Raw genomic sequence first — 25337 nt, forward strand, 5'->3', positions numbered from 1 at the left:
GGAATTCTGGGCGCCTTCGGGCGCCCTTTTTGTTGCGGCTTTGCTGCAGCGAAGGTGCAGCATGAGCGGCAGCGGGTACCCCGATTTCCGTTTCTCCTTAAGCTGTTGATATCAACAAGTAATCCTTGAAATTCTGGTCGGCCTCTCCTCCTGCGATCAGGTTAACTGCAGCAAAATGCTGCAGTTATATTGCAGTGCAAAATCGATTTGCTGCAGAATCTGGTGCGGCAAAATCCGGTTGGCTCGACCGCAAAAAACGGACGTTTGCGTTTTCGGCCGCAGCCGGACAAATAGGCCATGCATCCGCGAGACCAGACCATCTTTGCGCTGTCATCCGGGCGGGCGCCCAGCGCGATCGCCGTGGTCCGCGTCTCCGGCTCGCAAGCTGGCCTCGTGCTGACGGCGCTTGCGGGCCGGCTGCCGGCGCCGCGACAGGCGAGCCGCCGGCTGCTCCGGGATCGCGCGGGCCAGCCGATCGACGATGCGGTCGTGCTCTGGTTTCCAGGACCGGCCAGCGCGACCGGCGAGGATATCGCCGAATTTCACGTCCATGGCGGCCGGGCGGTGCTGGCGGCGCTCTTCACAGCGATTTCCGATATCCCGAATACGCGCACGGCCGAGCACGGCGAGTTCACGCGCCGCGCCTTCGAGAACGGCAAGCTCGACCTGACCGAAGCCGAGGGGCTCGACGACCTCATCCACGCCGACACCGACCGCCAGCGCCGCCAGGCGCTGCGCCAATTACAGGGCTTGCTCGGCGACCGCGCGCGCGACTGGCGCGAGCGCATCATCGAGGCCTCCGCGCTGATCGAGGCCGGCATCGATTTTTCCGATGAAGGCGACGTGCCGGCGGAGCTGAGGGCGCCGGCGGTCAAAGCGATCAAAGCGCTGCACGACGAAATCACAGAAGTGCTTGCGGCACAGGGACATTCTGAACGGCTGCGCGAGGGCCTTGTCGTTGCCATCGCCGGCGAGCCGAATGTCGGCAAGTCGACGCTGATCAACCAGCTCGCGCGCCGCGAGGTCGCGATCGTCTCGCCGCATGCCGGCACCACGCGCGACGTGATCGAGGTGCAGCTCGATCTCGACGGTTTTCCCGTCACGGTGATCGACACCGCCGGTATCCGCGAGACCGAGGATCCGGTCGAGCAGGAAGGCGTACGCCGCGCCCGCGCGCGAGCCGAGGACGCCGATCTGGTGTTGTGGCTGGTGGAGGGCGGGCAAGCCGTTGATCCGGCTACAACGCGCTCGCGCTGGACATCGGCGGACGGTGCTGCTTCGCCCGGCGGCTCAGTGTGGATCGTCCGTAACAAGATCGATCTCGGCGGGGTCGGAGGAGCCAAGCCGAGTGGATTCGGGATCTCGGCAAGCCGGGGCGACGGCATCCCCGAGCTGGTCGAGGCGCTGGTGAAATTCGCTTCGGAGTTCTTCGGAACGACCGAGGGCGCCATGGTGACCCGGGCCCGCCAGCGCGAATTGTTGAGCCGTGCCTCAGATAGCTTGCGCCGGAGTCTGGACCTTGTAGAAGACGGAGAGGAGCTCGCGGCCGAAGAGCTGCGGGCGGCCGCTTATGCCCTGGGCCGACTGCTCGGCCGGGTGGACGTCGAGGACGTCCTTGGGGCGATCTTTCAGAAGTTCTGCATCGGAAAGTAGCGCTAGTTCTTCATTGTAGAACTAGCGCTTGTTCCATTTCGTCTGTTTCACGTGAAACAAGGGGGTTCGGTTCCGCGCGGTGGTTCTGGTTGTTTCACGTGAAACAGCGCCGGGCCCAATCGGTCGACCGTTCCGATCTTCGGAGAGAGTGTCAAGGCGGCGGCCGTGCTTCGAACCTCGTCATTGCGAGGACCCCTTGCGACGACGCAATCCAGACTGTCTGCGCCGCGAGATTCTGGTTGCGACGCTGCGCTCGCAATGACGGAGCATGATGCGGTGCCCCGCGTTCGGCTGGCAGCTCCGGTAGCCCAGGCAAGGGGCAGGTGATAGGGCTTGTGTGCTTGGCCATCTCGCCGCCCCGATCTTGTTTCACGTGAAACAACTTGTGAATCAATGCACCTCCTACTGTGCATGGGGTTGTTTTCGCGAAAGTGCTTCCGACCTGGGCCCGCGCCTGTTTCACGTGAAACACGTCACCCCCGAGTTTCCACTTCCGGCTTTCTCGCCTCTAAGCTAGAAGTCCGCCCATGCGATCAGAGCGAGAGAGTTTCGACGTCATCGTCATCGGCGGCGGCCACGCGGGCTGTGAGGCCGCGGCTGCTTCTGCCCGGATGGGTGCGACGACCGCTCTGGTGACGCACCGCTTCTCCACCGTTGGCGCGATGTCCTGCAATCCCGCCATCGGCGGGCTCGGAAAAGGCCATCTGGTCCGCGAGGTCGATGCGCTCGACGGCCTGATGGGCCGTGTGGGTGATGCTGGCGGCATCCAGTTTCGCGTCCTCAATCGCCGGAAAGGTCCTGCCGTCCGTGGTCCGCGGGCCCAGGCCGACCGCAAGCTCTATGCGGCGGCGATGCAGGCCGCGATCCGCCAGACCGAAGGTCTTTCCGTCATCGAGGGCGAAGCCGACGAGTTGGTCGTGATCGATAACCGGGTGACCGGACTCCGCCTAGCCGACGGCCGGGAGCTCCGGGCAGGGGCCGTTGTCGTCACCACCGGCACCTTCCTTCGCGGACTGATCCATCTCGGTGAGAAGAACTGGCCCGCCGGACGCGTCGGCGAGGCTCCTGCGATGGGCCTTTCCGGCTCCTTCGAGCGCGCCGGCTTCACTCTTGGACGTCTCAAGACCGGGACGCCGCCGCGTCTCGACGGCACCACCATCGACTGGTCCGCAGTCGAGATGCAGCCCGGCGACGAGCCGCCGGAGCCGTTCTCGGTGATGACCGAGCGGATCACGACGCCGCAGATCGAGTGCGGGATCACCCGGACTACGGCCGCCACCCATGAGGTGATCCGGGCCAATTTCCATCGCTCTCCGATGTACTCCGGCCAGATCAAGAGCTCCGGACCGCGCTATTGCCCCTCGATCGAGGACAAGATCGTCCGCTTCGGCGACCGCGACGGCCATCAGATCTTCCTGGAGCCGGAAGGGCTCGACGACACGACCGTCTATCCCAATGGCATCTCGACCTCGTTGCCAGAGGAGGTCCAGCTCGCGATCCTCGCCAGCATTCCCGGCCTGGAGCGGGTGAAGATGGTTCGTCCCGGCTACGCCATCGAATACGACCACATCGATCCCCGCGAGCTCGATCCGACCCTCCAGACCAAGCGTCTGCGCGGGCTGTTCCTGGCCGGGCAGATCAACGGCACCACCGGATATGAGGAAGCCGCCGGGCAGGGCATCGTGGCCGGCCTGAATGCCGCGCTCTCCGCCAGCGGCGCTGCGCTGACGGTGTTCGACCGTGCCGACGGCTATCTCGGCGTGATGATCGACGACCTCGTCACCCGCGGGATCAGCGAGCCCTATCGCATGTTCACCTCCAGGGCCGAGTACCGGCTGACCCTGCGGGCCGACAATGCCGACCAGCGTCTGACCGAGAAAGGCATCGCTCTGGGATGTGTCGGCAGCGCCCGGATCAGGCATCATCGTGCCAAGATGGACGCCCTGAACGCTGCCCGGACGCTGTCGAAGTCCCTGACCATCACCCCGAACGAGGCCATCAAGCATGGGCTATCGCTGAACCGGGACGGCCAGCGCCGCTCGGCCTTCGAGCTGATGGCCTATCCGGAGATCGGCTGGAGCCAGGTCCGCGCGATCTGGCCTGAGCTGTCGGCCATCGATCCCGTCATCGCGACCCATCTCGAGATCGACGCCAAGTACGACGTCTACCTGGAGCGCCAGAGCGCCGACGTCGAAGCCTTCCGGCGCGACGAGGGAATGGTGCTGGCGGATGTCGATTACCGCCTCGTTCCCGGTCTCTCCAATGAAGTGCGCGCCAAGCTGGAGAAGGCACGACCGTTCACCGTCGGCCAGGCCGGCCGGATCGACGGGATGACGCCGGCGGCGCTCGGCATTCTCGCGGCCTATCTCCGCCGCGAGGCACGGAAGACTTCCAAAGCAATCGCATAAGCCAATCGCATAGGCGTTTCACGTGAAACAGCGCGGACCCGGCGGGGATCGACCGCCATCGCGGCGACTCGGAGCGGGTGAGGGCGCCGGGCGGCGAACTGAACCTGGGGCGGCCAGCCCGAAGATCAGCAAGGCCGCAGCCAACGACAAGGCGCTCGATTCCATCATCGCTGCGGACAAGATCGCTGCCCTTAAGCTCGCTCCCGTTTCACGTGAAACCGAGGAGCGGCTTGATCGCTACATCGCGCTACTCCGGGAGTGGCAGGCCAAGACCAATCTGGTCGCGCCATCGACCTTGCCAAACCTCTGGACCCGACACATCGCCGACTCGCTCCAGCTGGTTAATCTCGCGCCGGCCGCAAAACGCTGGGCGGATCTGGGGAGCGGCGGCGGCTTTCCCGGCATCGTGCTCGCCTGCGCCATGGCCGGCACACCTGGCGCGAGCGTCCATCTCGTCGAGCGAATCGCCAAGAAGGCCGCTTTTTTGCGCGAAGCGATCCGCGTCACCACATCTCCGGGAGTCGTACATCTCGCTGAGATCGGGGATAATGTGGATAGAATCACCGGCCCCGTCGATTGCGTCACCGCGCGTGCGCTCGCTCCGCTACATCAACTCATCGGCTTTGCGGAGCCGCTGATGCGCCAAGGCGCAAAGGCGTTGTTTCTCAAGGGTCAAGATGTAGAGGCTGAATTGACCGAAGCCGCTAAATATTGGAATATTCGGCCACAGCTCCACCAAAGCCGCACGGGCGACGGCTGGATCGTGGAGCTCAATGCCGCCGAACGGCGCAGCTGAGGCGTTGAGGGGTGATTGGGGAATTGCGATGAGCGTGATTGACGAACCGCAGCAAGAACAGACGGCCCAAAAGACCGACGAGGTCCCCCATGGCCATCCGCGCATCCTCGCCTTGGCGAATCAAAAGGGCGGCGTTGGAAAAACAACCACAGCGATCAATCTTGGCACGGCGCTCGCGGCGATCGGCGAGCGGGTCCTGATCGTCGATCTCGATCCCCAGGGCAACGCCTCGACCGGTCTCGGCATCGATCGCCGCAACCGCTCCTGCTCGACCTATGACGTGCTGGTCGGAGAAGCCGCCTTGCGCGAGGCGGTGGTCTCGACCGCAGTGCCGCGGCTGCACATCGCACCCTCGACCATGGATCTCTCCGGCCTCGAGCTCGAGCTCGGCACCACGCCCGGCCGCGCCTTCAAGTTGCGCGATGCGATCGGCGCGCTCAACAACAACGTCTCGCCGGACGCCGACTACACCTACGTGCTGATCGACTGTCCGCCCTCGCTCAACCTGCTTACGGTCAACGCCATGGCAGCCTCCGACGCGATCCTGGTGCCGCTGCAATGCGAGTTCTTCGCGCTCGAAGGTCTGTCGCAATTGTTGCAGACGGTGGAGCAGGTGCGCTCGACGCTCAACCCGAACCTGTCGATCCACGGCATCGTGCTGACCATGTTCGACTCGCGCAACAATTTGTCGAACCAGGTCGTCGCCGACGTCCGCCAGTTCATGGGCGAGAAGGTCTACAAGACCATGATCCCGCGCAACGTGCGCATCTCGGAAGCGCCGTCCTACGGCAAGCCGGTGCTGGTCTACGATCTCAAATGCGTCGGCAGCGAAGCTTACTTGCGCCTCGCCACCGAAGTGATCCAGCGCGAGCGCGAGTTGCGCACCACGCATTGACAATGCCGTAGGGTGGGCAAAGGCGTCTTCGCCGTGCCCACCGTCTTCCGCACACAATCGGTGGGCACGCTTCGCTTTACCCACCCTACGATAATTCAGTTCTGGAGTGCTGCACCGTGAATCCAAGGGAGCTGGCGATGGCCGACGAAGCGCGTTCGCGACTGGGCCGGGGTCTTGCAAGTCTGATCGGTGACGTCGGCGGCGAGGCTCAGCATGTCGATCGTCCGCGCGCGCAGCGCAAGGTGCCGATTGAATTCATCAAGGCCAATCCGCGCAACCCGCGCCGCACCTTTTCGGACACCGAGCTGAAGGAGCTCTCGGAGTCCATCAAGCAGCATGGCGTGATCCAGCCGATCGTGGTGCGTCCGGTGAAAGGCGCGCAGGATCGCTACGAGATCATTGCCGGCGAACGGCGTTGGCGCGCCTCGCAGATGGCCGGCCTGCATGAAGTGCCGATCGTGCCCGTCGACATCAGCGACAGCGATGCGCTGGAGTTCGCGATCGTCGAGAACGTGCAGCGCGAGGACCTCAACCCGATGGAAGAGGCGCAGGGCTATCATGCGCTCGCCAACGAGTTCAAACGCAGCCAGGAGGACATCGCCAAGGTCGTCGGCAAGAGCCGCAGTCACGTCGCCAACATGATGCGGCTGACCAAGCTGCCGGCGGAGGTGCAGGCCTTCATCGCGACCGGCGAGCTGACGGCCGGCCACGCCCGCGCGCTGATCGGCGTGCCCGATCCACTCGCCGCCGCCAAGCGCATCGTCGAGGAAGGTCTCAACGTCCGCCAGGCCGAGGCGCTTGCGCATGAAGAGGGCGTGCCGGAGCGCAAGCCGCAGAAGGCGCGCGCCAGCGGGGGCAAGGAGAAGGATCCCGACACGATCGATCTGGAGAAGCGCGTCAGCGACGCGCTCGGCCTCAAGGTCACCGTCAATCACCGCGATCCCGGCGGCTCCGTGCAGATCAACTACCGCAACCTCGATCAGCTCGACGAGGTGATGAAGCGGCTGGCCAAGGGCGCGCTGTAGAGCCATTTTCACGCCACTCTCTCCACGCGTCATTGCGAGGAGCTCGCGACAAAATTGCGAAGCAATTTTGCGCTGAAGCGACGAAGCAATCCAGAATCTTTCCGCGTAGGGACTCTGGATTGCTTCGCTGCGCTCGCAATGACGTGGAGAGAGCGGAGGTCTAGCCCCGCCGTTTCGCATTCGCGGCGATCGCCATCAGCGCGCGTTGGGCGATGGCGGCGGCGAGGGTGGACTGCTTGCGCGTGTCGAGGGCGGCGGTCGCCAGCTGCTCGATCACAGCGGCGAGCCGCGCCGGGCTGAAATTGCGCAGCGCGGTTTCGACCGCGGGCTTTCGTGAAAAATGCAGGCGCGGAAAGCCGCCGTCGAGCACGGCGGAGGCGGGCGTGCCGTCGGCAATCGCCAGCGCGGATTTGTGCAGCCACGCGGCCTGGCGCTGCGCGGCCGAGATGATCACGCCGGGATAGGTCCCGGCGATCATCGCCTTTGCAAACTCGGTCTCGACGATGTCGGGCCGCCCGGCGAAGGCACCGTCGACGATCGGATCGAGCTTCAGCTCCGAGGCATCGGCGACCACGGCCATGACGTCATCCAGCGTGACCTCGCCCTTGCCATGGGCGTAGAGCGTCAGCTTGCGCAGCTCGTTACGCGAGGCCTGACGGTCGCCGCCGAGGAACGACATCAGCGCCGCGCGGGCGTCCGGCGCGATGCGCAAATTCGCGATCCGCAGCTCGTCGTCCATCAGCTTGGCAAGATCGCGCTCGGTGTCGGGATAACAGCCGATCGCCACGGCGGTCTTGGCTTTCTCGCAGGTCTTGCGCAGCGGCGATTCCGGACGGAGCTCGCCGGCCTCGATCACGATGCGGCAATCCTTCACGTTCATCTCGGCCAGGGTCTCGATGCCGGAGGCAAAGCTGCGCGAGCCAGCGCGAACGCGGATGGCGCGTCGGCCGCCGAACAGCGGCACCGTCATGGCCTCGTCGACCAGGCGCGACGGCTCGGCGGAGAGCTCGTCACCGTCGAGCTTGACCAGCGAGAACGGATCGTTGGGATCGTCGACGCCGGACGCGATCAGCGCGTCGGCGCGCTCGCGCACGAGGCCGGCATCGGGACCGTAGAGCAGGATGATCGGACGGCCCGCATCGGGGCGGGCGAGGAAGGCGTCGATCTCTTTTCCGCGCAGTGCGACCATATCGTCCGATACTCGTCATTCCGGAATGCCTCGTCAGAAGGCGAACCCGGAATGACGGAAGCGTATTACGTTCCCGCGGTGAAGAACGAGGCGAGCCGGGTGGTGATGTTCTCGGCGATCTCGTTGGCGGCGCGATCCTCGGCATCGCGCACGGCGCGGGTGCGCGAGAAACGCTGATAGGACCCCGGCATGTCATAGGACACGCGCGAGAAGGTCGAGCCGGTCATCACAGACTTGCCGGTTACGACTTCGACCAGATTGTACTGGGCGTCGATGCCGAGATTTTCGCTGGTCGGCAATCCCGTTGCGGAGCTGACGATCAGGGAGGAGCGGCTGGTGGTGAAGCGGATGTCGAGCCGGTGGGTCGGCGGCATGCCCGTCGCCGTGCCGTAAAGCTTGAAGGCCAGCGCGTTGCGGATCTCGACGCCGACGCGGGCCTCGCGGGACGCATTGGGCTTGTTGATCGGGGGCAGCTCGACCCCCATCAGCTTCTCGCGCAGGCCCGGGGTGCCGTCGCTGCGCTCGGCATACATCGGCTGGAAGCAGCCGGCCGTCAGCGCCGCCAGCGCGGCAACTGCCAGCAAGCGGGCTGCGATACGGGTCCTAGCCGACAACATTCACGATCCTCTTGGGAACGATGATCACCTTGCGGACGGGCTTGCCGTCCAGGGCCAGCTTTACCGCATCGAGGGCCAAAACGGCAGCCTCGATTTCCGGATTTTGGGCCGCTGTTGCAACTGTGACCTCACCTCGCTTCTTGCCGTTGACCTGCACCACCAGGGTCACGCTGTCTTCAACCAGCAAATCGCGTTCGATTTGCGGCCAATCGGCCTCCGAAACCAGCCCCTTTCGGCCAAGACCATTCTCAAAAAGCACCTGCCAGCACTCCTCGGCGAGGTGCGGCATCATCGGCGAGAACAGCTGGACCAGAATCTGGCTGGCCTCTTGGATCGCCCAAGCCAAATCTGGAGCGAGATCCGGGGCGGGCTGGCCGGCGCGCTGGAGCACCTCCGAGAATGCATTGGTGAATTCGCGGATATGGGCGAGGCAAACGTTGAAGTGCAGCCGCTCGATTCCTGATGTGACCTTGTCCAGCGCGCCGTGGGCGGCCTTGCGCAACGCCGTGGCGTCCGGGCCGAAGCTGGCCGGCCGGGCTGCCGGCGCAGCCTTGCCGAGGGTGGCGGCATCGTTCACCAGCCGCCACAGCCGCTGCACGAAGCGCGAGGCACCCTGGACGCGCTCGTCGCTCCAGATCACGTCGCGGTCGGGCGGGGAGTCCGACAGCATGAACCAGCGGGCGACGTCGGCGCCATAGGTCTCGATGATGTCGTCGGGGTCGACCGTGTTCTTCTTCGACTTGGACATCTTCTCGATCGGGCCGATCGCGATGTCTTCGCCCGTCGTCAGCAGCGTGGCGCGGCGTCCGTTGCCGCCGACCTCGACCTTCACCTCGGCCGGCTGCACATAGCTGCCGTCGGCCTTCTGGTAGGTCTCGTGCACCACCATGCCTTGCGTGAACATGCCGGCGAACGGCTCGTCCAGAGCGATATGCCCGGTCGCTTTCATCGCGCGGGTGAAGAAGCGGCTGTAGAGCAGATGCAGGATCGCGTGCTCGACGCCGCCGATATATTGGTCGACCGGCAGCATCCGGTTGGCGACCGCAGGCGTGGTCGGCGAAGCCTCGTTCCAGGGATCGGTGAAGCGCGCAAAGTACCAGGACGAGTCCACGAACGTGTCCATGGTGTCGGTTTCGCGTTGAGCCTTGCCGCCGCATTGCGGGCAGGTGACGTGCTTCCAGCTCGGATGATGATCGAGTGCGTTGCCCGGCTTGTCGAAGGTCGCATCGTCCGGCAGCTTCACGGGCAGGTCGGCATCCGGCACCGGCACCACGTCGCATTTCGGACAGTGAATGACGGGAATCGGGCAGCCCCAATAGCGCTGGCGCGAAATGCCCCAGTCGCGCAGACGGAAATTCACCTGGCGCTCGCCGACCGGCGCATTGCCGCGCAGCTCCGTCTCGAGCCGCTTCGCCACCTCTTCCTTCGCCTGCTCGATGGTCATGCCGTCGAGGAAGCGAGAATTGATCATGCGGCCGTCGCCGTCATAGGCGGTGTCGGTGATGACGAAGCTCTTCGGGTCCTGGCCTTCCGGGCATACGACGGGCGTGTTGCCGAGAGCGTACTTGTTGACGAAGTCGAGGTCGCGCTGATCGTGCGCCGGGCAGCCGAAGATGGCGCCGGTGCCGTATTCCATCAGCACGAAATTGGCGACATAGACCGGCAGCTTCCAGGACGGATCGAACGGATGCAACGCGCGGATGCCGGTGTCGAAACCCTGCTTCTCAGCGGTGTCGATGATCTCCTGCGCGGTGCCGATCTTCTTGATCTCGGCAACGAAAGCCGCAAGCTCAGGGTTCTTTGCGGCGGCGGCCTGCGCCAGCGGATGATCCGCCGAGATCGCCATGAACTTGGCGCCGAACAGCGTATCCGGCCGCGTCGTGAAAATCTTCAGCTCGCTCTCGCCGGCCGGCGTCGTCGCCGCATCCAGCGCGAAGCGGATCAACAGGCCCTCGGAGCGGCCGATCCAGTTGCGCTGCATCAGCCGTACCTTGTCGGGCCAGCGGTCCAGCCCGTCGAGCGCCGACAGCAGCTCCTGCGAGTACTTCGTGATCTTGAAGACCCACTGGTTCATCTCGCGCTGCTCGACCACGGCGCCCGAGCGCCAGCCGCGGCCGTCGATCACCTGCTCGTTGGCGAGCACGGTCATGTCGACGGGGTCCCAGTTCACCTTGCGCTTCTCGCGCTCGGCAAGCCCTGCGCGCAGGAAATCCAGGAACATCTTCTGCTGGTGCTTGTAATAGGAGGGGTCGCAGGTCGCGATCTCCCTGGACCAGTCCAGCGACAGCCCGATCGAGCGGAGCTGCTTCTTCATCGCGGCGATGTTGTCGTAGGTCCAGGCCTTCGGGGCGACCTTGCGCTCGATCGCGGCGTTCTCGGCCGGCAGGCCGAAGGCGTCCCAGCCCATCGGATGCAGCACGTTGAACCCCTTGGCGCGCATGAAGCGGGCCAGCACGTCACCGAGCGTGTAATTCCGGACATGGCCGATATGGATGCGCCCGGACGGGTAGGGGAACATCTCGAGCACGTAATATTTCGGCCGCGGATCGTCGTTCTTGGAGACGAAGATCGCCTGCTCGTCCCAGAGGCGTTGCCAGCGCGGTTCGGCGTCGCGGGCGTTATAGCGTTCGGAGGTCATGGAATCGTTGGGTTTTCGTGGTTCGGCCGTCTCAAGACGGCGGACTAGGCCATAGAAGCCCTTAAGGGGTCAATGGGTTGCCGCGTTTTGGAACTTTGACCCCTCCGCATAACTACGAGGGTCCGCGTTGGGGTGTGATTAAGGCGTCGATGCCAAGTTGCAGCCCGACAAGGCCGCGTTACCGCACATGGATTCCAGCTTCGACGATCCCGATTACGACTATGCCGCGTCCGTCGCCGGGCGGGCGATGCGGAGCATGGCCGAACAGCGTATTGCACCGACCCCGGCCAACTTTGCCGTCTGGTTCCAGTATTTCGCGGGCAGCCATGACGATCTGCGCAACGCGATCGATCTCCTGATCGACCACAATCGTCCCTTCGACGCCCAAACCAATCAGGATCTGTTCGAGACCTACGTCGCGCCGCAGGTGGGTGCCGTCGTGGTCGACACGTCCGAGCGGCTGCAGGCGCTGATGGGGACGGCGAAGGAGTTTCTGGCGACGGCGATCGCCGACAATCATTCGCAGATGCAGGTCATCAGCCAGGTGGCTGACCAGGGCAAGGCCGGCGTCGATCCAAAGCTGCTGGTTGCCCAGCTCATGAACGAGCTGGCGCGGGCGGCCACGCGGGCGACGCGGCTGGAGGCAGGCTTTGCGGAAAAGACCCGCGAGCTCGACGTGATCCGCGATTCGCTGTCGCGGTCCGAGCAGCGCGCCCGGACCGACACGCTGACCGGGCTGGCGAACCGGCGGGCCCTCGACGAATTCCTGCGCAAGGCGCAGACGACGGCGGAATGGGGCGAGCCGCTCAGCGTGCTGATGCTCGACATCGACTACTTCAAGTCGTTCAACGACAATTTCGGCCACGGTGTCGGCGACCAGGTGCTGCGCCTGATGGCCAAGGTCCTGCGCGAGAAGGTTCGCGCGCAAGATCTGCCGGCACGCTATGGCGGCGAGGAGCTGATCGCGGTGCTGCCGGACGCCGATCTCGCCGCTTGCGCCGAGATCGCCGAACGCATCAGGCGCGCGATCGCAGATTGCACGCTCACGCGTCGATCGACCGGCGAGACCCTGCCCGGCATCAGCGTGTCGATCGGCGTGGCGCAATTCCGGGTCGGCGAGGCGATCACGGATCTGATCGAACGCTGCGACCGTGCGCTCTATCTCGCCAAGGGCGGCGGCCGCAATCGTGTGGTAACGGAGATCGAGCTCGATCGCGCCGGGGCTGCGGGCTAGCGGTCAGCGACGGTATGCTCCCTCGCCCCGCTTGCGGCAGGGCAATCGCATTTCAATTTTCGAGAGGCGTCAAGCTCGGCCATGACGACGTGGAGATAGTCGGTGCCCATGGCCCACATCTCATACGCGATAGCCTGCCGCAAGCGGGGCGAGGTGAAGAACCAGCGCTTTAGGCGCTCGCCACCATCATTATCTCGGCCGTGCTGGTCGCGATCGCCTGCACGCCGTGCTCGACGACATTGTTGCGGCCACGATGCTTGGCGGCGTAGAGCGCGGCGTCGGCGGCTTCGATCAGGTCGCCGGGACGCAAGGATTCGCTCGGCTTGGTCGCGGCGACGCCGATCGAGACCGTGACGATCATGTGGTTCGAGGTGATGTGAGGCAGGCAGAGCCTCAGCACGGCCGAACGCACCTGCTCGCCGATCGCGACGGCGCGCGTCACGTCGGTGTTCGGCAGCAGCAGGCAGAACTCCTCGCCGCCGTAGCGGGCCGCGAAGCCCATCGTGTCGGCGGCGATGCCGGACAGTGATTCGCCGAGCCGCGTCAGGCAGGAATCGCCTTCGAGATGGCCGTACGTGTCGTTGAACAGCTTGAAATGGTCGACGTCGATCATCAGAAGCGCCAGCTCGCTGCCATATTGCTGCGCGCGCATCCATTCGAAATCCAGCCGGCTCTGGAAGCCGCGGCGGTTGGCGAGACCGGACAGCATGTCGATCGACGCCATCACCGTCAGGCGGTCGTTGCTTGCGATCAGCTCGCGCTCGCGCTGGCTCAGCTGCGCGGCCATCGCGTTGAACGCGCGGGCCAGCGGCACGAACTCGGCGGGCAGGCGATTGCGCGCGGCGCGCGCCGACAGGTCTCCCTCGCCGAGCCGCTTGGCCATGTCGGCGAGCATCTCGATCGGCTTGATCACGAGCTTTTCGGCGGCGATCAGCGCGCCGAGCAGGACGAACATGAGCACAAAGGCGAGCTGCAGATAGGCGGTGCGGATGTCGCGGCTGACCGCTGCGGACACCTTGTCTTCGTCGATGCTGGCGATCAGGCGGGCATTGGTGCCGGCGATGCGGATATAGCTGACCGCGCGGCGGGAGCCGTCGGCGGCGAGAAAGGACAGCGAACCCTCATCCTGATCGGAGCGCAGCGCCTTGTCGGCGATCGCGGACATCAGCGGCATGTTGTCGAGCGGACGGCCGACCGCGCTGTGCTGATCGGCCGGGGCCGCCAGCACGGTGCCCGCGCTGTCGACCAGCACCGCAGTGATGCCGGCGCGACCGCCCAGATTGTTCATGACCTTCGACATCCAGTCGAGATTGACGGTGGCGAGCACGACGGCATCAGCCACACCGCTGAAGGCGGAGACCGGATAGACCGCCATCACCGTTGGCGACGGTACCGGTCGCGACATGATGAAGTCGCTCAGCACGAAGCGGCCGGTTTCCTGGGCCTGCTGGAAGTACGGTCGGTCGCTGAGATCGAGGCCGACATACATGTTGTTGGTGGCGCATTGGATGCGGCCGTCCTGGCCGGCGATCAGAAGCGTGCGGATCCAGGGCAGGCTCGACGGCAGGCTCGCGCGCAGCACGTCGCAGCTCTTGCTGATGCCGCCGGCGGAGGCGCGGATGAAGGCCTCCGATTTCAGAATGGTCTCGACCGACGAGATCACCTGGCGCTGCGCATCGGCGCTGTGCCTCGCCACCGTGGTGAATTCAGCCGCGGCCTGCGCAACTTGCCGCGCGCGCGTGTCTTCGAGGGAACGGATGCGCTCGATCATCAAGGGCGTCACGAGAATCACCGCGAGCAACGCAAGCCGCGCCCGGATACCGAGAACCTGCTTGAGTTTCGCGCGCTTGCGGTTGAGACTGACGCTTGCCATTTTCGCTACCCACCCCGCGGGCTAAGGTAAAGCGAAGGGTTCAAAAACTGTTTCTTGAACTCGGTAAAATTGGACCTAACTCGGGCTATGGTCACAACCAAGAGACGTCATGACGGAAGCCAACGTCGCGCCGGTCACCGGCCATTCACCAAACGCGCTCGCCGCAGTCGAAGCCGAAATTGCACGCGCCTGCAGGGACGCGCAGCGTGACCGCGCCTCGGTCACGCTGATCGCCGTGTCCAAGACGTTCGCAGCGGATGCAATTATCCCGGTTATCGCCGCAGGACAGCGCGTATTTGGCGAGAATCGGGTGCAGGAGGCCAAAGCCAAGTGGCCGGCGTTCACGTCTGCTTACCCCGATATCGCGCTGCATCTGATCGGGCCGCTGCAATCCAACAAGGCGAAAGAGGCGGTTGCGCTGTTCGACGCCATCCATTCGGTCGACCGTCCGAGCATTTGCCAAGCGTTAGCCAAGGAAATCGAATCCCAGAACAGGCACCCGCAGCTGTTCGTCCAGATCAACACCGGCGAGGAGCCGCAGAAGGCCGGGATTGCCCCGGGCGAGGCCGATGCCTTCATTGCAAGCTGCCGCGACACCTACGGGCTGACGATCTCCGGATTGATGTGCATCCCGCCGGTCGACGAGCCGCCCGCCGCCCACTTTGCGCTCACGGCCAAGATCGCCGCGCGCAATGGCTTGACGAATCTCTCGATGGGCATGAGCGCCGATTTCGCGACCGCCATCATGCTGGGTGCCACCCATGTGCGCGTCGGCAGCGCGATCTTCGGGCATCGGTAATTGCCGTTGGCGAGGGCCGATGCCGCCCGAACGCTGTCAATATTGTCGCAAGGGCTCCTCGCAATGACGGCGGTGTGCCTCACCCGATGATGATCTTTGTGCGCGGGCCCAGGCGCCGCAGCAATTGCAGCATGGCGGATTTCGTCATGGAGACGCAGCCGGCGGTCGGGCCGAAATTGTCGCGGGCAAGGTGCAGGAACACCGCGCTGCCGCGGCCGGCGATGCGGGGTCGGGTGTTGTGGTCGATCTCGATGATGAAGTCGTAGAGATGGTCGGCGCGCTGGAGCCGGTCGCCGCCCTGCCCCTCGCCGAGCCGGATGCTCTGGTTGTAGCGGCGGTCCCGCGGATCCTCGCACCAGGCGTCCACGCCGGTGATCATCCGGGCCGGCAGGAACGTCCGGGGACGGCTGTGCCGGTCGCCCCGCCACCACAATTGCCTGGGCCGGAAGCTGCCTCTGGGGGTGCCGCCATCGCCCTCGCGCTTGTTGGCGAGAATGCCGCCTCGCCCCAGCGCAACCGGAATGGTCAGCGCTCCCGCCGTCAGCCAGCCTCGGCGCGGATTGCCGGCAGCAGGCTTAACGCGGATCGCCGAGAGCGGCCCGGGGCCTCGATTCCTGATGTAACCGACTGAAGCTGCTTTGTTTTTCATGTGAACGTGCAATGTCGAATTCATTACAGGACATTCATCAAAACGTCCTGCTATTCTGAGTTAGAGTGCTTCTGGCTTGTGAATCGGTAACAGCCCACTACTTCAACACGAACAACAATAATCACGGCGACCTTAAACTTCCCCTCGCGGCTGGGTGCGGCATGGATGTGCCGCCGAGCCGGACCCCAAAAGGATGACCCCCCATGGCCAATGCCCGCAAGATCCTGATCGTGGATGACGATACCGATCTGCGCGACACGTTGGTGGAGCAATTATCGCTACACGAAGAATTCGAAGCCTCTGCGGTCGATACCGGCGCCAAGGGCGCCAGCGCCGCGAAGGCCAATTCCCCCGATCTGGTTCTGATGGATGTCGGCCTGCCCGACACCGACGGCCGCGAGGTTGTCCGCTCGCTGCGGAAGGGCGGCTTCAAGGCCCCGATCATCATGCTGACCGGGCACGACACCGATTCCGACACGATCCTGGGCCTGGAATCCGGCGCCAACGACTATGTGGCAAAGCCCTTCCGTTTCGCCGTGCTGCTGGCGCGCATCCGCGCCCAGCTCCGTCAGCATGAAGCCAGCGAGGACGCGGTGTTCTCGGTCGGGCCCTACTCCTTCCGCCCCGGCTCGAAGATGCTGACCGCGGCCAATGCCCGGAAGGTCCGCCTCACCGAGAAGGAAACCGCGATTCTCCGCTTCCTCTACCGGGCCGGCCAGATGCCGGTGTCGCGCGAGACCCTGCTCCAGGAAGTCTGGGGCTACAATTCCGGCGTCACCACGCACACGCTGGAAACCCACATCTACCGCCTCCGCCAGAAGATCGAGAAGGACGCCGCCAACCCGGAGATCCTGGTGACGGAAGCCGGTGGCTACAAGCTGGTGCCGTGATACGCTTCGATGGCGTGCGAATCGTTTTAGATCGCACGCCTTCGAGCCTCGGACCTGAATGTCAATCGACGATGATGTAGCGCTTCTCGAGCGTGTCCCGACACTGCGCCTGTTGGGAGACGCCTCGTTGCGCATGCTGGCGATCGGCTCGGAGCAGCGTGATTTCGTCCGCGGCGACGTGCTGTTCAATCTCGGCGACGACGCCGACGCCGGCTTCGTGGTCCAGCGCGGCGCCTTCCGGGTTGAAGACGGCGCCGGCGCCGAAATGATCGCCGGTCCCGGCGCGTTGATCGGCGAGCTCGCGCTGGTGGTGCCGATGAAGCGGCCGTCGAGCGCGGTCGCGCTGGAGCATTCCTCCGTCATCCGCGTCGCCCGCAGCCTGTTCCAGCGCGTGCTCGAAAGCGATCCCGCTGCGGCGGTGCGCCTGCGCGACGAGTTCGCGGTGCGCTCCAGCCAGATCGCCAGTGATATCCTGATGGCGGGTGCGAAGCTGACGAGCTGAGCCGTCGTCATTCCGGGGCGCGACGAAGTCGCGAACTATGGTGCGCAATTGCGCACCTGAGAATCCATTGAGCGGCAGAGTCAGTTGATGAATGGATTCCGGGCTCGCGCCAAGTGGCGCGCCCCGGAATGACCACCGCGGCTCACACCTCCAGCGTCACCGTCACAGGCACGTGGTCCGATGGCCGCTCCCAGCTGCGCGCATCGCGCAGAATCCTGAAATCGCTGACTGCATCCTTCAGCGCGCGCGAGACCCAGATGTGGTCGAGCCTGCGGCCGCGATCGCCGATGGTCCAGTCGGCGGAGCGGTAGCTCCACCACGTATAGACCTTCTCCGACATCGGGATGCGCTCGCGCGCGACGTCGACCCATTCGCCGGCCGCGAGCGCCGCCTTCAGCTTCTCCGTTTCGACAGGCGTGTGCGAGACCACTTTCAGCAGCTGCTTGTGCGACCACACGTCGTTCTCGTGCGGGGCGACGTTGAGATCGCCGACCAGGATGTGGCGGTCCTCACCGCGCGGATGCAGCGGCTCGCACGCTTTCATCTCGTCGAGGAAGCGGAGCTTGTGGTCGAATTTCTCGTTCAGCGCGGGATCGGGAATGTCGCCGCCCGCGGGCACGTAGAAATTATGCAGCACCAGTGGTTTTGCGATGCCCGCCTTTTCACCGAACGACACCGAGATGTGGCGCGAATCCACCTTGTCGCAGAAGGTGCGGATGTCCTTCGATTCGAACGGGATCTTCGAGATGATGGCGACGCCGTGATAGCCCTTCTGACCGTTCAGCGCGACGTGCTCGTAGCCGAGCCGCTTGAAGCGCTTCAGCGGAAAAGCATCGTCGATGCACTTGGTCTCCTGCAGGCACAGCACTTCTGGCCGCGCGCTCTTGAGAAATTTCGCGACCAGGTCGATGCGTAGCCGCACCGAATTGATGTTCCAGGTTGTCAGGGAAAGACGCATAGGAAATGCGTCTTAGCATGGATTGGCGTGGGGAAAATGCTTGTCCACAGCGAGCTCTCGTAGGGTGGGCAAAGCGAAGCGTGCCCACCGTGATGGCCGTGAGGAGAGGTGGTGGGCACGGCGCAAGAGCGCCTTTGCCCACCCTACGGCAGCGGAGCGCTCAACCCCGCGACGGCGTGTTGTAATTGGTGAAATCGATCTTGAACATGTTGGGGTCGAGCTTCTTGCTCGAGTCCAGATTGTACACCGCAATCGTCGTGTCGTAGCCCTGCGGATCGGTGACGGTCCACTGCTTGAGCTGGCCGTCCTTGGCGCCGAACATCAGCAGCAAGCGGCTGGTGCCGACCAGGGCCTGCTTCTCCTCGATGGTGACGCTGACGAAGACGTCGTCGGCCGAGACGCCAACGACATTGGTGTCCCTCATCAGGTCGATGCGGTCGGACAATAGAAAGCGCAGCGGCGTCTGCGACAGCGGGTAGACGTCCTGGGTCGCGAGCTTGCGGTCGCGCACCACGAGCGAGGATCCGTCGGCGACGATGTCGATCGGGCTCGGCGCATCATATTCGAAGCGTACCTTGCCGGGTTTCTGGATGTAGAAGTCGCCCTGCGTCTTGCTGCCGTCGGGACCGACCTGGACGAAATTCCCGACCAACGTCTGCAGCGACGACAGATAGGCGCTGACCTTGGCCGCCTGCGCTTTCTGGTTGGCGTCGAAGGTCTGGAAGATGCTGCTCGGAACGTTGCGCCGCGGATCCGGGATCACCGGATTGGGCGGCGCCTGCGTCGCGCCGGTGACGGCCGGCCCACCGGCGGTCGCGCCGCCGTCACGCCCCTTCGGCGCGGGCTTCGGCACCGGCACGGTCTGCGCGAAAGCCGCAGCGGTCACCATCGCGGCGGTGACGAGAAGCACGCCGGCCATGCGCGCGCTTCGCGCGGCGATCGTGGCAGCGAATCGAATGTCCGGATGTCTGATCAACGCGTCGTCCTGTGTGGCTGGGCGCCCTTTTACCGTGATTTCGGGCAAAAGCAGATATCGAATTTGCGTGAAATGTTGCTCAGAGGCTCCTCGCCTCACATATGGCTGTCTTCTTCCTCGACCAGAATCTCGCGCTTGCCGGCATGGTTGGCGGGACCGACGATGCCTTCCAGTTCCATGCGCTCCATCAGCGATGCGGCGCGGTTGTAGCCGATTTGCAGGCGGCGCTGGATGTAGCTGGTCGAGGCCTTGCGATCGCGTTTGACGATCGCAACCGCCTGCTGGAAGAGATCGCCGCCGCCATCGCCGCCCATGCCGGTGGCGTCGAACACGGCACCGTCCTCGTCCTCGGTCGGCTCTTCGGCGGTGACGGCTTCGAGATATTCCGGCTGTCCCTGGGTCTTGAGGTGACGCACCACCTTCTCGACTTCCTCGTCGGAGGCGAACGGTCCGTGCACGCGGCTGATGCGGCCGCCGCCCGCCATGTAGAGCATGTCGCCCTGGCCGAGCAGCTGCTCTGCGCCCATCTCGCCGAGAATGGTGCGGCTGTCGATCTTGGACGTGACCTGGAAGGCGATACGGGTCGGGAAGTTCGCCTTGATGGTGCCGGTGATGACGTCGACCGACGGACGCTGCGTCGCCAGGATCACGTGCAGGCCGGCGGCGCGCGCCATCTGCGCCAGACGCTGCACCGCGCCTTCGATGTCCTTGCCGGCGACCATCATCAGGTCGGCCATTTCGTCGACGATGATGACGATGTAGGGCAGCGGATCGAGCGAGAGCTTCTCTTCCTCGTAGATCGCCTTGCCGGTCTCCTTGTCGAAGCCGGTATGCACCGTGCGCGTCGGCTCCTCTCCCTTGGCCTTCAATTCGAGCAGGCGCGTGTTGTAACCGTCGATGTTGCGCACACCGAGCTTGGCCATGTTCTTGTAGCGCTCTTCCATCTCGCGCACGGCCCATTTCAGCGCGACCACCGCCTTCTTCGGGTCGGTCACAACAGGCGTGAGCAGATGGGGAATGCCGTCATAGACGGAGAGCTCGAGCATCTTCGGATCGACCATGATCAGGCGGCACTGGTCCGGCCGCAGCCGGTAGACCAGGCTGAGGATCATGGTGTTGATCGCGACCGACTTGCCCGAGCCGGTGGTACCGGCGATCAGCATGTGCGGGGTGCGCGCGAGGTCGATGATGACGGGGTCGCCGCCGATGGTCTTGCCGAGGCAGAGCGGCAGCTTCGCCACCGTGTCGGTCGCCTCCTTCGCCACCAGCAATTCGCGCAAATACACTTTCTCGCGATGCGCGTTCGGCAGCTCGATGCCGATCGCGTTGCGGCCGGGCACGACGGCGACGCGTGCCGACAGCGCGCTCATCGAGCGGGCGATGTCGTCGGCAAGGCCGATCACGCGCGAGGACTTGATGCCGGGCGCCGGCTCCAGCTCGTACAGCGTAACGACCGGACCGGGATTGGCCTTCACGATCTCGCCGCGCACGCCGAAATCCTGCAGCACGCCTTCGAGCGAACGGGAATTGTTCTCCAGCTCGGCCTTGCTGAGCGGCTGGCGATCGCCGGCCTTTGGTGCGGCCAGCATGGAGACGGACGGGAGGTCGAACTTGTCGGAGGATTTCTTGGAAGCGGGCTTCGGCGCGGCTTTTTTCTTCGGGGCGCGCGCGGCGGGCTCCTCCTCTTCCTCCTCCTCGTCCTCCAATTCGTCTTCGTGCTCGTCCTCGTAGTCCTCGTCTTGAGACTGCGGCGAGATCGACGGCGCCGAGCGGCCGCCGCCGAGATTCGGCTCCTGCCGGCTGAACTGGGCGGCCTTGGTCTTCGGTCCGCTCGAGACCAGCGAGCGGTAGGCGGCACCACACAGCCAGATCAGCCGCGCCTTGGTGCTCATCAATGCATGGAACAGCCAGCCCAGCGAGACCGAACCCCGATCGCTCTCCTCGTCTTCGTCGAGCGGCTTGTCGTCATCGGCGACCTCAGCGATCTCGTCGTCTTGCTCGCGCGCGCCGAGGCCGCAGGCGATCAGGAAGGTCGCTGTCATCGCGGCGAACAGGATCGTGCCCAGCACGATGCGATAGATCGTACCGGCCGGCCCGAAGATCACCGCGGGCGCGCGCACCAGCGCATCGCCGACCACGCCGCCGAGGCCGGTCGGCAGCGGCCAGGCCCCGCCATGCTGAAAGCAACTGACGAAGCCTGCCGCGATCACCGTGCAGAGAATCCAGGAGCCGAGCCGCAGCGCCTCGCGGTCGAACGGCCGATGCGTCATCATACGCCAGCCCCAGACCGCAACGGTCAGGACCAGCATGATCGCGCCGAGCCCCAGGATCTGCATGGCGAGATCGGCGCCGATCGCGCCGGCATAGCCGAGGATGTTGCGGATCGGCCGCGAGGTCGCGTGGCTGAGACTGGGATCCTGCACCGACCACGTCATCAGCGCCGCCGCGGCGATGCCCGCCAGCGCGATCAGGCCGAGGCCGGCGAGCTCGCGCATGCGCCGCGCCAGCCCCTCGCGGATCGAGGGCGGCAGATGGCCGACCAGAGGAATGACGCGTTCGATTGCCGACATGCTCACGGGCCCCGCCTAACCCAGAGTCTCGACCAGCCGGTGCAGCGCCTGCGCCGTGGTCTCGCCGTCCTGCACCAGTGCGAGGCGGATATAGCCTGCGCCGGGATTGAATCCGTCAGGCTGCTGTCGCGCCAGGAAGCTGCCGGGCACCACGCGCACGCCGGCTTCCCTGAACAGCTTGAGCGTCACCGACACGTCGTCGCCGATCTCGGAGGTGTTGAGCCAGACGCAGAAGCCGGCATCGGGGCGGCGATAGCCGTAACGATTGCCGATGATCTGGTCGGCGAGGTCGAACTTGATCCGGTACAGCCGCCGATTCTCCTCGACATGCGCCTCGTCGCCATAGGCGACCGTCGCGACATGCTGCAGCGGCACCGGCACCTGGGGCGCGGCGATGTTGCGCAGCTCGAGGAACATGCCGATGAACCTCTTGTCGCCGGCGGCAAAGCCGACGCGCAGGCCCGGCAGGTTGGAGCGCTTCGACAGTGACTGGAACGCGACCACGCGCGTGAAGTCGGGGCCGGCGCATTCCAGCGCGCTGCCGGGTGCCTCGCGGGTGTAGATCTCGGAATAACATTCGTCGCTGAGGATCACGAAGCCGTAGCGGTCGGCGAGCTGCTTCAAGCGCTTGAAGTAGCCGGGCCTCGCCACCGAGCCCTGCGGATTGGCGGGCGAAGCCAGGTAGAACGCCACCGTGCGCGCCAGGGTCGCTTCGTCGATGGCGTCGAGGTCGGGCAGGAAGCCGTTCTCGACCGTGGTCGGCAGATGGACCGGTTCGCAAGCGGCCGCAAGCGCGCCCGCGCCGTAGACCGGATAGAACGGGTTTGGCATCAGGATCGCGGGCTTGCCCGGACGCGGGCCGACATAGCGCGCGGCCGCGATCGCGGCGAGGAACAGCCCCTCGCGGCTGCCATTGAGGACGAGAATCTCGCTCTCGGGGTCGAGCGGCCGCGGCAGCTTGAAGCGCGTCGACAGCCAGGCCCCGGCGGCGTTGCGGAACGGATCGGTACCCTTGTTCGCGGGATAACGGCCGAAATCGGCGATGTGCTTGGCCAGCACCGGGCCGACGAAGTCGGGCACGGGATGCTGGGGCTCGCCGACCGCAAGCGAAATCAAGGGCTTGCCCGGCTGATGCGGGGCCAGCAGCTCGTTCAGCCGGACGAAGGGCGAGCGTTCGGAATCGGAGCCATTACCGCCCTGCGGCGCACGGGATGAAGCGGTCAGAGCCATTCGTTGGGCGCCAGTACTCTTGGAACGGCCGGTCGCTACCATAGGCGCCGGCGGGAAGCGGTTAGTTCACCATAGATAGGGCGAGGTTAAGACGCGATTAACCATCGGCCGCCGCCCGCGTCCAGAGCGGGAATAATGGGGCCGGAGATAGCGGCGTACATGGACGGTCCACCCTCCCCTGGAGGTGCCTGCAGGCGGAGCCATCAAAAGAAAGGGGCTCCAGCTTGCGCTGGAGCCCCTCAACGGTCAGGGCATTGCCGGGTATGTGCCCGAACCGTAGTTGTGGACGCGGTCCCCGAAGAGACCGCGCCCGGGAGGAGAGGGTCACATGTTGTAGGCGCGCTCGGTGTGCTCGGTGATGTCGAGGCCTTCACGCTCGCTCTCGACATTGGCGCGGAGGCCGACGATCACATCGACGACCTTGAAGAGGATCGCCGAGCCGACGCCCGACCACACCAGCGTGGTGCAGACGGCCTTGATCTGGGCGAGCATCTGCGTGGCGAAGTCGTAATCGGCGACCTTCGGCGGGATCGCCGAATAGTCGATGATGCCGGCGCCGCCGAGCGCGGGGTTGACCAGAATGCCGGTGCCGATGGCGCCGACGATGCCGCCGATGCAGTGCACGCCGAACACGTCGAGGGAGTCATCGTAGCCGAGCGCGTTCTTCACCACGGTGCAGAAGAACAGGCAGACCACGCCGACCACGAGGCCGAGGACGATCGCTCCCATGACGCCGGAGAAGCCGGCGGCGGGCGTGACGGCCACGAGGCCCGCGACGGCGCCTGAGATCACGCCGAGCACGGAGGGATGACCCTTGATGATCCACTCCGCGAACATCCACGACAGCGCGGCGGCTGCGGTGGCGACGAAGGAGTTGGTCATGGCGAGCGCAGCGCCGCCGCTGGCCTCGAGGTTGGAACCGGCATTGAAGCCGAACCAGCCGACCCAGAGCAGCGAGGCGCCGATCATCGACATGGTCAGCGAGTGCGGGGCCATCAGCTCCTTGCCGTAGCCGACGCGCTTGCCGATCAGGAGAGCGCCGACGAGGCCCGCGATACCGGCGTTGATGTGCACCACGGTGCCGCCCGCGAAGTCGATCGCGCCCATCTTGAAGATCCAGCCGGCATCTGCGTTGAGCTCGTCTAGCTTGGCCTGGGCCGCGGTCTTCGCCGCCGCGTCAGTAGCGGCAGCCAACGCTTTGGCCGCATCCTGGATCAGGTCCGGACCCTGCCAGTACCAGACCATGTGCGCGATCGGGAAATAGACCAGCGTCACCCAGAGCGGAACGAACAGCGCGATCGCCGCGAACTTCATGCGCTCGGCGAAGGCGCCGACGATGAGAGCGGGCGTGATCGCCGCGAAGGTCATCTGGAAGCAGACGTAAATCAGCTCCGAGATGTTGGCGTCGACCGAGAAGGTCGCGGCCTTCGTGTCGGTGGTGACGCCCATCATGAAGGCCTTGGAGAAGCCGCCGATGAAGTCGGAGCCGCCGGTGAAGGTGAGGCTGTAGCCGTATACGGCCCAGATCACGCAGACGACGCAGACGGTGTAGAACACCTGCATCAGGACCGAGAGCATGTTCTTGGAACGAACCAGACCGCCGTAGAACAGCGCGAGGCCGGGGATCGTCATCAACAGCACCAGCACTGTCGATGTCAGCATCCAGGCGTTGTCTCCCTTGTTGACCGTTGGCTCGGCGTAGGCTGCGGTCGCAGCGAACAGGCCGACTGCGAGAGCCGCCAGTCCCGCGCCATAGGGACGCTTGAACGTCATATTGTTTACTCCTGCTTGGATAAGGTTGAGCGCGAAATCAGAGGGCCGCGGCATCGGCCTCGCCGGTGCGGATACGCACCGCGTGGTCGAGGTTGATGACGAAGATCTTGCCGTCGCCGATCTGTCCGGTTTTCGCCGCGGACGTGATGGCATCGATGGTCTTGTCGACCTGGTCGGAGGCGACAGCGACCTCGATCTTGATCTTGGGCAGGAAGCTCACGGCATATTCGGCGCCGCGATAGATTTCCGTATGGCCCTTCTGGCGGCCATACCCCTTGACTTCCGTCACCGTGAGACCGTGAACGCCGATGGCGGTCAAGGCGTCACGGACTTCTTCAAGCTTGAATGGCTTGATGATCGCCATAACAATTTTCATGGGTCCTATCCCCGCTTGGGCCCGGTCCGGACGTGGCCGGGCGTTCTCGACTGGTTCGCCACGAGGGAGAAGTTTCACTACGCGGGCACAGCCGGACCCCTAGAATCAAATGCCGTGCCAGATCAGGCGGATTGCCTAACGGACTATGAAGACGGGGGTTTTCGCCTTTGGCGGGTGCTGCGATGCAGTGCGCTATTACGTCGCGCTCAAAACGTGGTCACGCCTGCTGAAAATAAGGGCAAGACAGGCTCCCGACACAATGTTGCTCACGTGTCGGGCAGCGAGG

At 64.9% G+C, this 25337-nt stretch carries 20 protein-coding genes; 9 read left to right on the forward strand and 11 right to left on the reverse strand.

Annotation, left to right across the window (positions count from 1 at the left end):
- The first annotated feature begins 297 nt into the window (after positions 1-297).
- From mnmE to I6F36_RS20935, 5 genes are all read left to right on the forward strand, one after another.
- On the forward strand, positions 298-1653 hold the full coding sequence (gene mnmE, locus I6F36_RS20915; RefSeq protein WP_225172053.1) for a tRNA uridine-5-carboxymethylaminomethyl(34) synthesis GTPase MnmE: 1356 nt from the start codon (positions 298-300) through the stop codon (positions 1651-1653).
- Positions 1654-2180: 527 nt separating this feature from the next.
- The gene (gene mnmG / locus I6F36_RS20920) at positions 2181-4061 is read left to right on the forward strand and encodes a tRNA uridine-5-carboxymethylaminomethyl(34) synthesis enzyme MnmG (RefSeq protein WP_225172054.1); all 1881 of its coding nucleotides are present in this window, start codon (positions 2181-2183) and stop codon (positions 4059-4061) included.
- A gap of 124 nt (positions 4062-4185) precedes the next feature.
- Positions 4186-4857 (forward strand): 16S rRNA (guanine(527)-N(7))-methyltransferase RsmG, encoded by a 672-nt coding sequence (gene rsmG, locus I6F36_RS20925; protein WP_225172102.1) that lies wholly within the window; start codon positions 4186-4188, stop codon positions 4855-4857.
- Between the two features lie 28 nt (positions 4858-4885).
- The gene (locus I6F36_RS20930) at positions 4886-5752 is read left to right on the forward strand and encodes a ParA family protein (protein WP_036044952.1); all 867 of its coding nucleotides are present in this window, start codon (positions 4886-4888) and stop codon (positions 5750-5752) included.
- Positions 5753-5889: 137 nt separating this feature from the next.
- A complete protein-coding gene (locus I6F36_RS20935; RefSeq protein WP_036003095.1) occupies positions 5890-6777 on the forward strand; it encodes a ParB/RepB/Spo0J family partition protein in 888 nt (295 codons plus the stop codon).
- A gap of 160 nt (positions 6778-6937) precedes the next feature.
- Here I6F36_RS20935 and holA read toward each other — a convergent pair whose 3' ends face one another.
- The 3 genes from holA to leuS all read right to left on the reverse strand — a co-directional run bounded on the left by holA (position 6938) and on the right by leuS (position 11221).
- Positions 6938-7966 carry a DNA polymerase III subunit delta gene (gene holA / locus I6F36_RS20940; protein WP_036024285.1) on the reverse strand — a complete coding sequence of 343 codons (1029 nt, stop codon included), beginning with the start codon at positions 7964-7966 and terminating at the stop codon, positions 6938-6940.
- A 65-nt stretch (positions 7967-8031) separates the two neighbouring features.
- The gene (lptE, locus tag I6F36_RS20945) at positions 8032-8583 is read right to left on the reverse strand and encodes an LPS assembly lipoprotein LptE (protein WP_036003091.1); all 552 of its coding nucleotides are present in this window, start codon (positions 8581-8583) and stop codon (positions 8032-8034) included.
- Positions 8570-11221 carry a leucine--tRNA ligase gene (gene leuS, locus I6F36_RS20950; protein WP_225172055.1) on the reverse strand — a complete coding sequence of 884 codons (2652 nt, stop codon included), beginning with the start codon at positions 11219-11221 and terminating at the stop codon, positions 8570-8572. The genes lptE and leuS overlap by 14 nt, the downstream gene beginning before the upstream one ends.
- A gap of 187 nt (positions 11222-11408) precedes the next feature.
- Here leuS and I6F36_RS20955 point away from each other — a divergent pair, with 187 nt between their 5' ends.
- Positions 11409-12455 (forward strand): diguanylate cyclase, encoded by a 1047-nt coding sequence (locus I6F36_RS20955; RefSeq protein ID WP_225172103.1) that lies wholly within the window; start codon positions 11409-11411, stop codon positions 12453-12455.
- A 169-nt stretch (positions 12456-12624) separates the two neighbouring features.
- On the opposite strand, the gene I6F36_RS20960 is transcribed toward I6F36_RS20955, so the two are convergent.
- Positions 12625-14328, reverse strand: a complete 1704-nt coding sequence (locus I6F36_RS20960; RefSeq protein WP_225127963.1) for a diguanylate cyclase — start codon at positions 14326-14328, stop codon at positions 12625-12627.
- A gap of 109 nt (positions 14329-14437) precedes the next feature.
- Here I6F36_RS20960 and I6F36_RS20965 point away from each other — a divergent pair, with 109 nt between their 5' ends.
- Positions 14438-15127 carry a YggS family pyridoxal phosphate-dependent enzyme gene (locus tag I6F36_RS20965; RefSeq protein ID WP_225172056.1) on the forward strand — a complete coding sequence of 230 codons (690 nt, stop codon included), beginning with the start codon at positions 14438-14440 and terminating at the stop codon, positions 15125-15127.
- 79 nt (positions 15128-15206) lie between these two features.
- Here the strand turns inward: I6F36_RS20965 and I6F36_RS20970 are convergent, their stop codons facing one another.
- The gene (locus tag I6F36_RS20970) at positions 15207-15776 is read right to left on the reverse strand and encodes a L,D-transpeptidase (RefSeq protein WP_036024277.1); all 570 of its coding nucleotides are present in this window, start codon (positions 15774-15776) and stop codon (positions 15207-15209) included.
- A 203-nt stretch (positions 15777-15979) separates the two neighbouring features.
- Between I6F36_RS20970 and I6F36_RS20975 the strand changes: the two genes are divergently transcribed.
- Together I6F36_RS20975 and I6F36_RS20980 are read left to right on the forward strand one after the other, a co-directional pair.
- A complete protein-coding gene (locus tag I6F36_RS20975; RefSeq protein WP_008142830.1) occupies positions 15980-16666 on the forward strand; it encodes a response regulator transcription factor in 687 nt (228 codons plus the stop codon).
- 58 nt (positions 16667-16724) lie between these two features.
- On the forward strand, positions 16725-17168 hold the full coding sequence (locus I6F36_RS20980; RefSeq protein WP_025033074.1) for a Crp/Fnr family transcriptional regulator: 444 nt from the start codon (positions 16725-16727) through the stop codon (positions 17166-17168).
- A 142-nt stretch (positions 17169-17310) separates the two neighbouring features.
- Here I6F36_RS20980 and I6F36_RS20985 read toward each other — a convergent pair whose 3' ends face one another.
- The 6 genes from I6F36_RS20985 to I6F36_RS21010 form a co-directional block, all read right to left on the reverse strand.
- On the reverse strand, positions 17311-18126 hold the full coding sequence (locus I6F36_RS20985) for an exodeoxyribonuclease III (RefSeq protein WP_036003067.1): 816 nt from the start codon (positions 18124-18126) through the stop codon (positions 17311-17313).
- A 160-nt stretch (positions 18127-18286) separates the two neighbouring features.
- Positions 18287-19045 carry an outer membrane lipoprotein carrier protein LolA gene (locus tag I6F36_RS20990; protein ID WP_225172057.1) on the reverse strand — a complete coding sequence of 253 codons (759 nt, stop codon included), beginning with the start codon at positions 19043-19045 and terminating at the stop codon, positions 18287-18289.
- Between the two features lie 152 nt (positions 19046-19197).
- Positions 19198-21678, reverse strand: coding sequence for a DNA translocase FtsK (locus I6F36_RS20995; protein WP_036024275.1), 2481 nt, complete (start codon positions 21676-21678; stop codon positions 19198-19200).
- Positions 21679-21687: 9 nt separating this feature from the next.
- Positions 21688-22902 (reverse strand): aminotransferase class I/II-fold pyridoxal phosphate-dependent enzyme, encoded by a 1215-nt coding sequence (locus I6F36_RS21000; RefSeq protein WP_036038885.1) that lies wholly within the window; start codon positions 22900-22902, stop codon positions 21688-21690.
- Positions 22903-23226: 324 nt separating this feature from the next.
- Positions 23227-24675: an ammonium transporter gene (locus I6F36_RS21005; RefSeq protein ID WP_036003055.1), complete on the reverse strand. Its 1449-nt coding sequence runs from the start codon at positions 24673-24675 to the stop codon at positions 23227-23229.
- A gap of 37 nt (positions 24676-24712) precedes the next feature.
- Positions 24713-25051: a P-II family nitrogen regulator gene (locus tag I6F36_RS21010; protein WP_008142813.1), complete on the reverse strand. Its 339-nt coding sequence runs from the start codon at positions 25049-25051 to the stop codon at positions 24713-24715.
- Positions 25052-25337: the final 286 nt, after the last annotated feature.

Origin of the sequence: Bradyrhizobium sp. BRP19 (genome assembly GCF_020194195.1) — a bacterium.
Taxonomy (GTDB): Bacteria; Pseudomonadota; Alphaproteobacteria; order Rhizobiales; family Xanthobacteraceae; genus Bradyrhizobium; species Bradyrhizobium yuanmingense.

Bases quoted from the DNA above. Each gene is read 5' to 3' on its own strand.
- I6F36_RS21010 (WP_008142813.1), bottom strand. From the start codon at position 25,051: ATGAAAATTGTTATGGCGATCATCAAGCCATTCAAGCTTGAAGAAGTC.
- holA (WP_036024285.1), bottom strand. From the start codon at position 7,966: ATGGTCGCACTGCGCGGAAAAGAGATCGACGCCTTCCTCGCCCGCCCC.
- mnmE (WP_225172053.1), top strand. From the start codon at position 298: ATGCATCCGCGAGACCAGACCATCTTTGCGCTGTCATCCGGGCGGGCG.
- I6F36_RS20970 (WP_036024277.1), bottom strand. From the start codon at position 15,776: ATGAAAAACAAAGCAGCTTCAGTCGGTTACATCAGGAATCGAGGCCCC.
- I6F36_RS21000 (WP_036038885.1), bottom strand. From the start codon at position 22,902: ATGGCTCTGACCGCTTCATCCCGTGCGCCGCAGGGCGGTAATGGCTCC.
- I6F36_RS20990 (WP_225172057.1), bottom strand. From the start codon at position 19,045: ATGGCCGGCGTGCTTCTCGTCACCGCCGCGATGGTGACCGCTGCGGCT.
- leuS (WP_225172055.1), bottom strand. From the start codon at position 11,221: ATGACCTCCGAACGCTATAACGCCCGCGACGCCGAACCGCGCTGGCAA.
- mnmG (WP_225172054.1), top strand. From the start codon at position 2,181: ATGCGATCAGAGCGAGAGAGTTTCGACGTCATCGTCATCGGCGGCGGC.
- I6F36_RS20975 (WP_008142830.1), top strand. From the start codon at position 15,980: ATGGCCAATGCCCGCAAGATCCTGATCGTGGATGACGATACCGATCTG.
- I6F36_RS20955 (WP_225172103.1), top strand. From the start codon at position 11,409: ATGGATTCCAGCTTCGACGATCCCGATTACGACTATGCCGCGTCCGTC.
- I6F36_RS20930 (WP_036044952.1), top strand. From the start codon at position 4,886: ATGAGCGTGATTGACGAACCGCAGCAAGAACAGACGGCCCAAAAGACC.
- I6F36_RS20980 (WP_025033074.1), top strand. From the start codon at position 16,725: ATGTCAATCGACGATGATGTAGCGCTTCTCGAGCGTGTCCCGACACTG.
- I6F36_RS20965 (WP_225172056.1), top strand. From the start codon at position 14,438: ATGACGGAAGCCAACGTCGCGCCGGTCACCGGCCATTCACCAAACGCG.
- I6F36_RS20985 (WP_036003067.1), bottom strand. From the start codon at position 18,126: ATGCGTCTTTCCCTGACAACCTGGAACATCAATTCGGTGCGGCTACGC.
- I6F36_RS21005 (WP_036003055.1), bottom strand. From the start codon at position 24,675: ATGACGTTCAAGCGTCCCTATGGCGCGGGACTGGCGGCTCTCGCAGTC.
- I6F36_RS20935 (WP_036003095.1), top strand. From the start codon at position 5,890: ATGGCCGACGAAGCGCGTTCGCGACTGGGCCGGGGTCTTGCAAGTCTG.
- lptE (WP_036003091.1), bottom strand. From the start codon at position 8,583: ATGTTGTCGGCTAGGACCCGTATCGCAGCCCGCTTGCTGGCAGTTGCC.
- I6F36_RS20960 (WP_225127963.1), bottom strand. From the start codon at position 14,328: ATGGCAAGCGTCAGTCTCAACCGCAAGCGCGCGAAACTCAAGCAGGTT.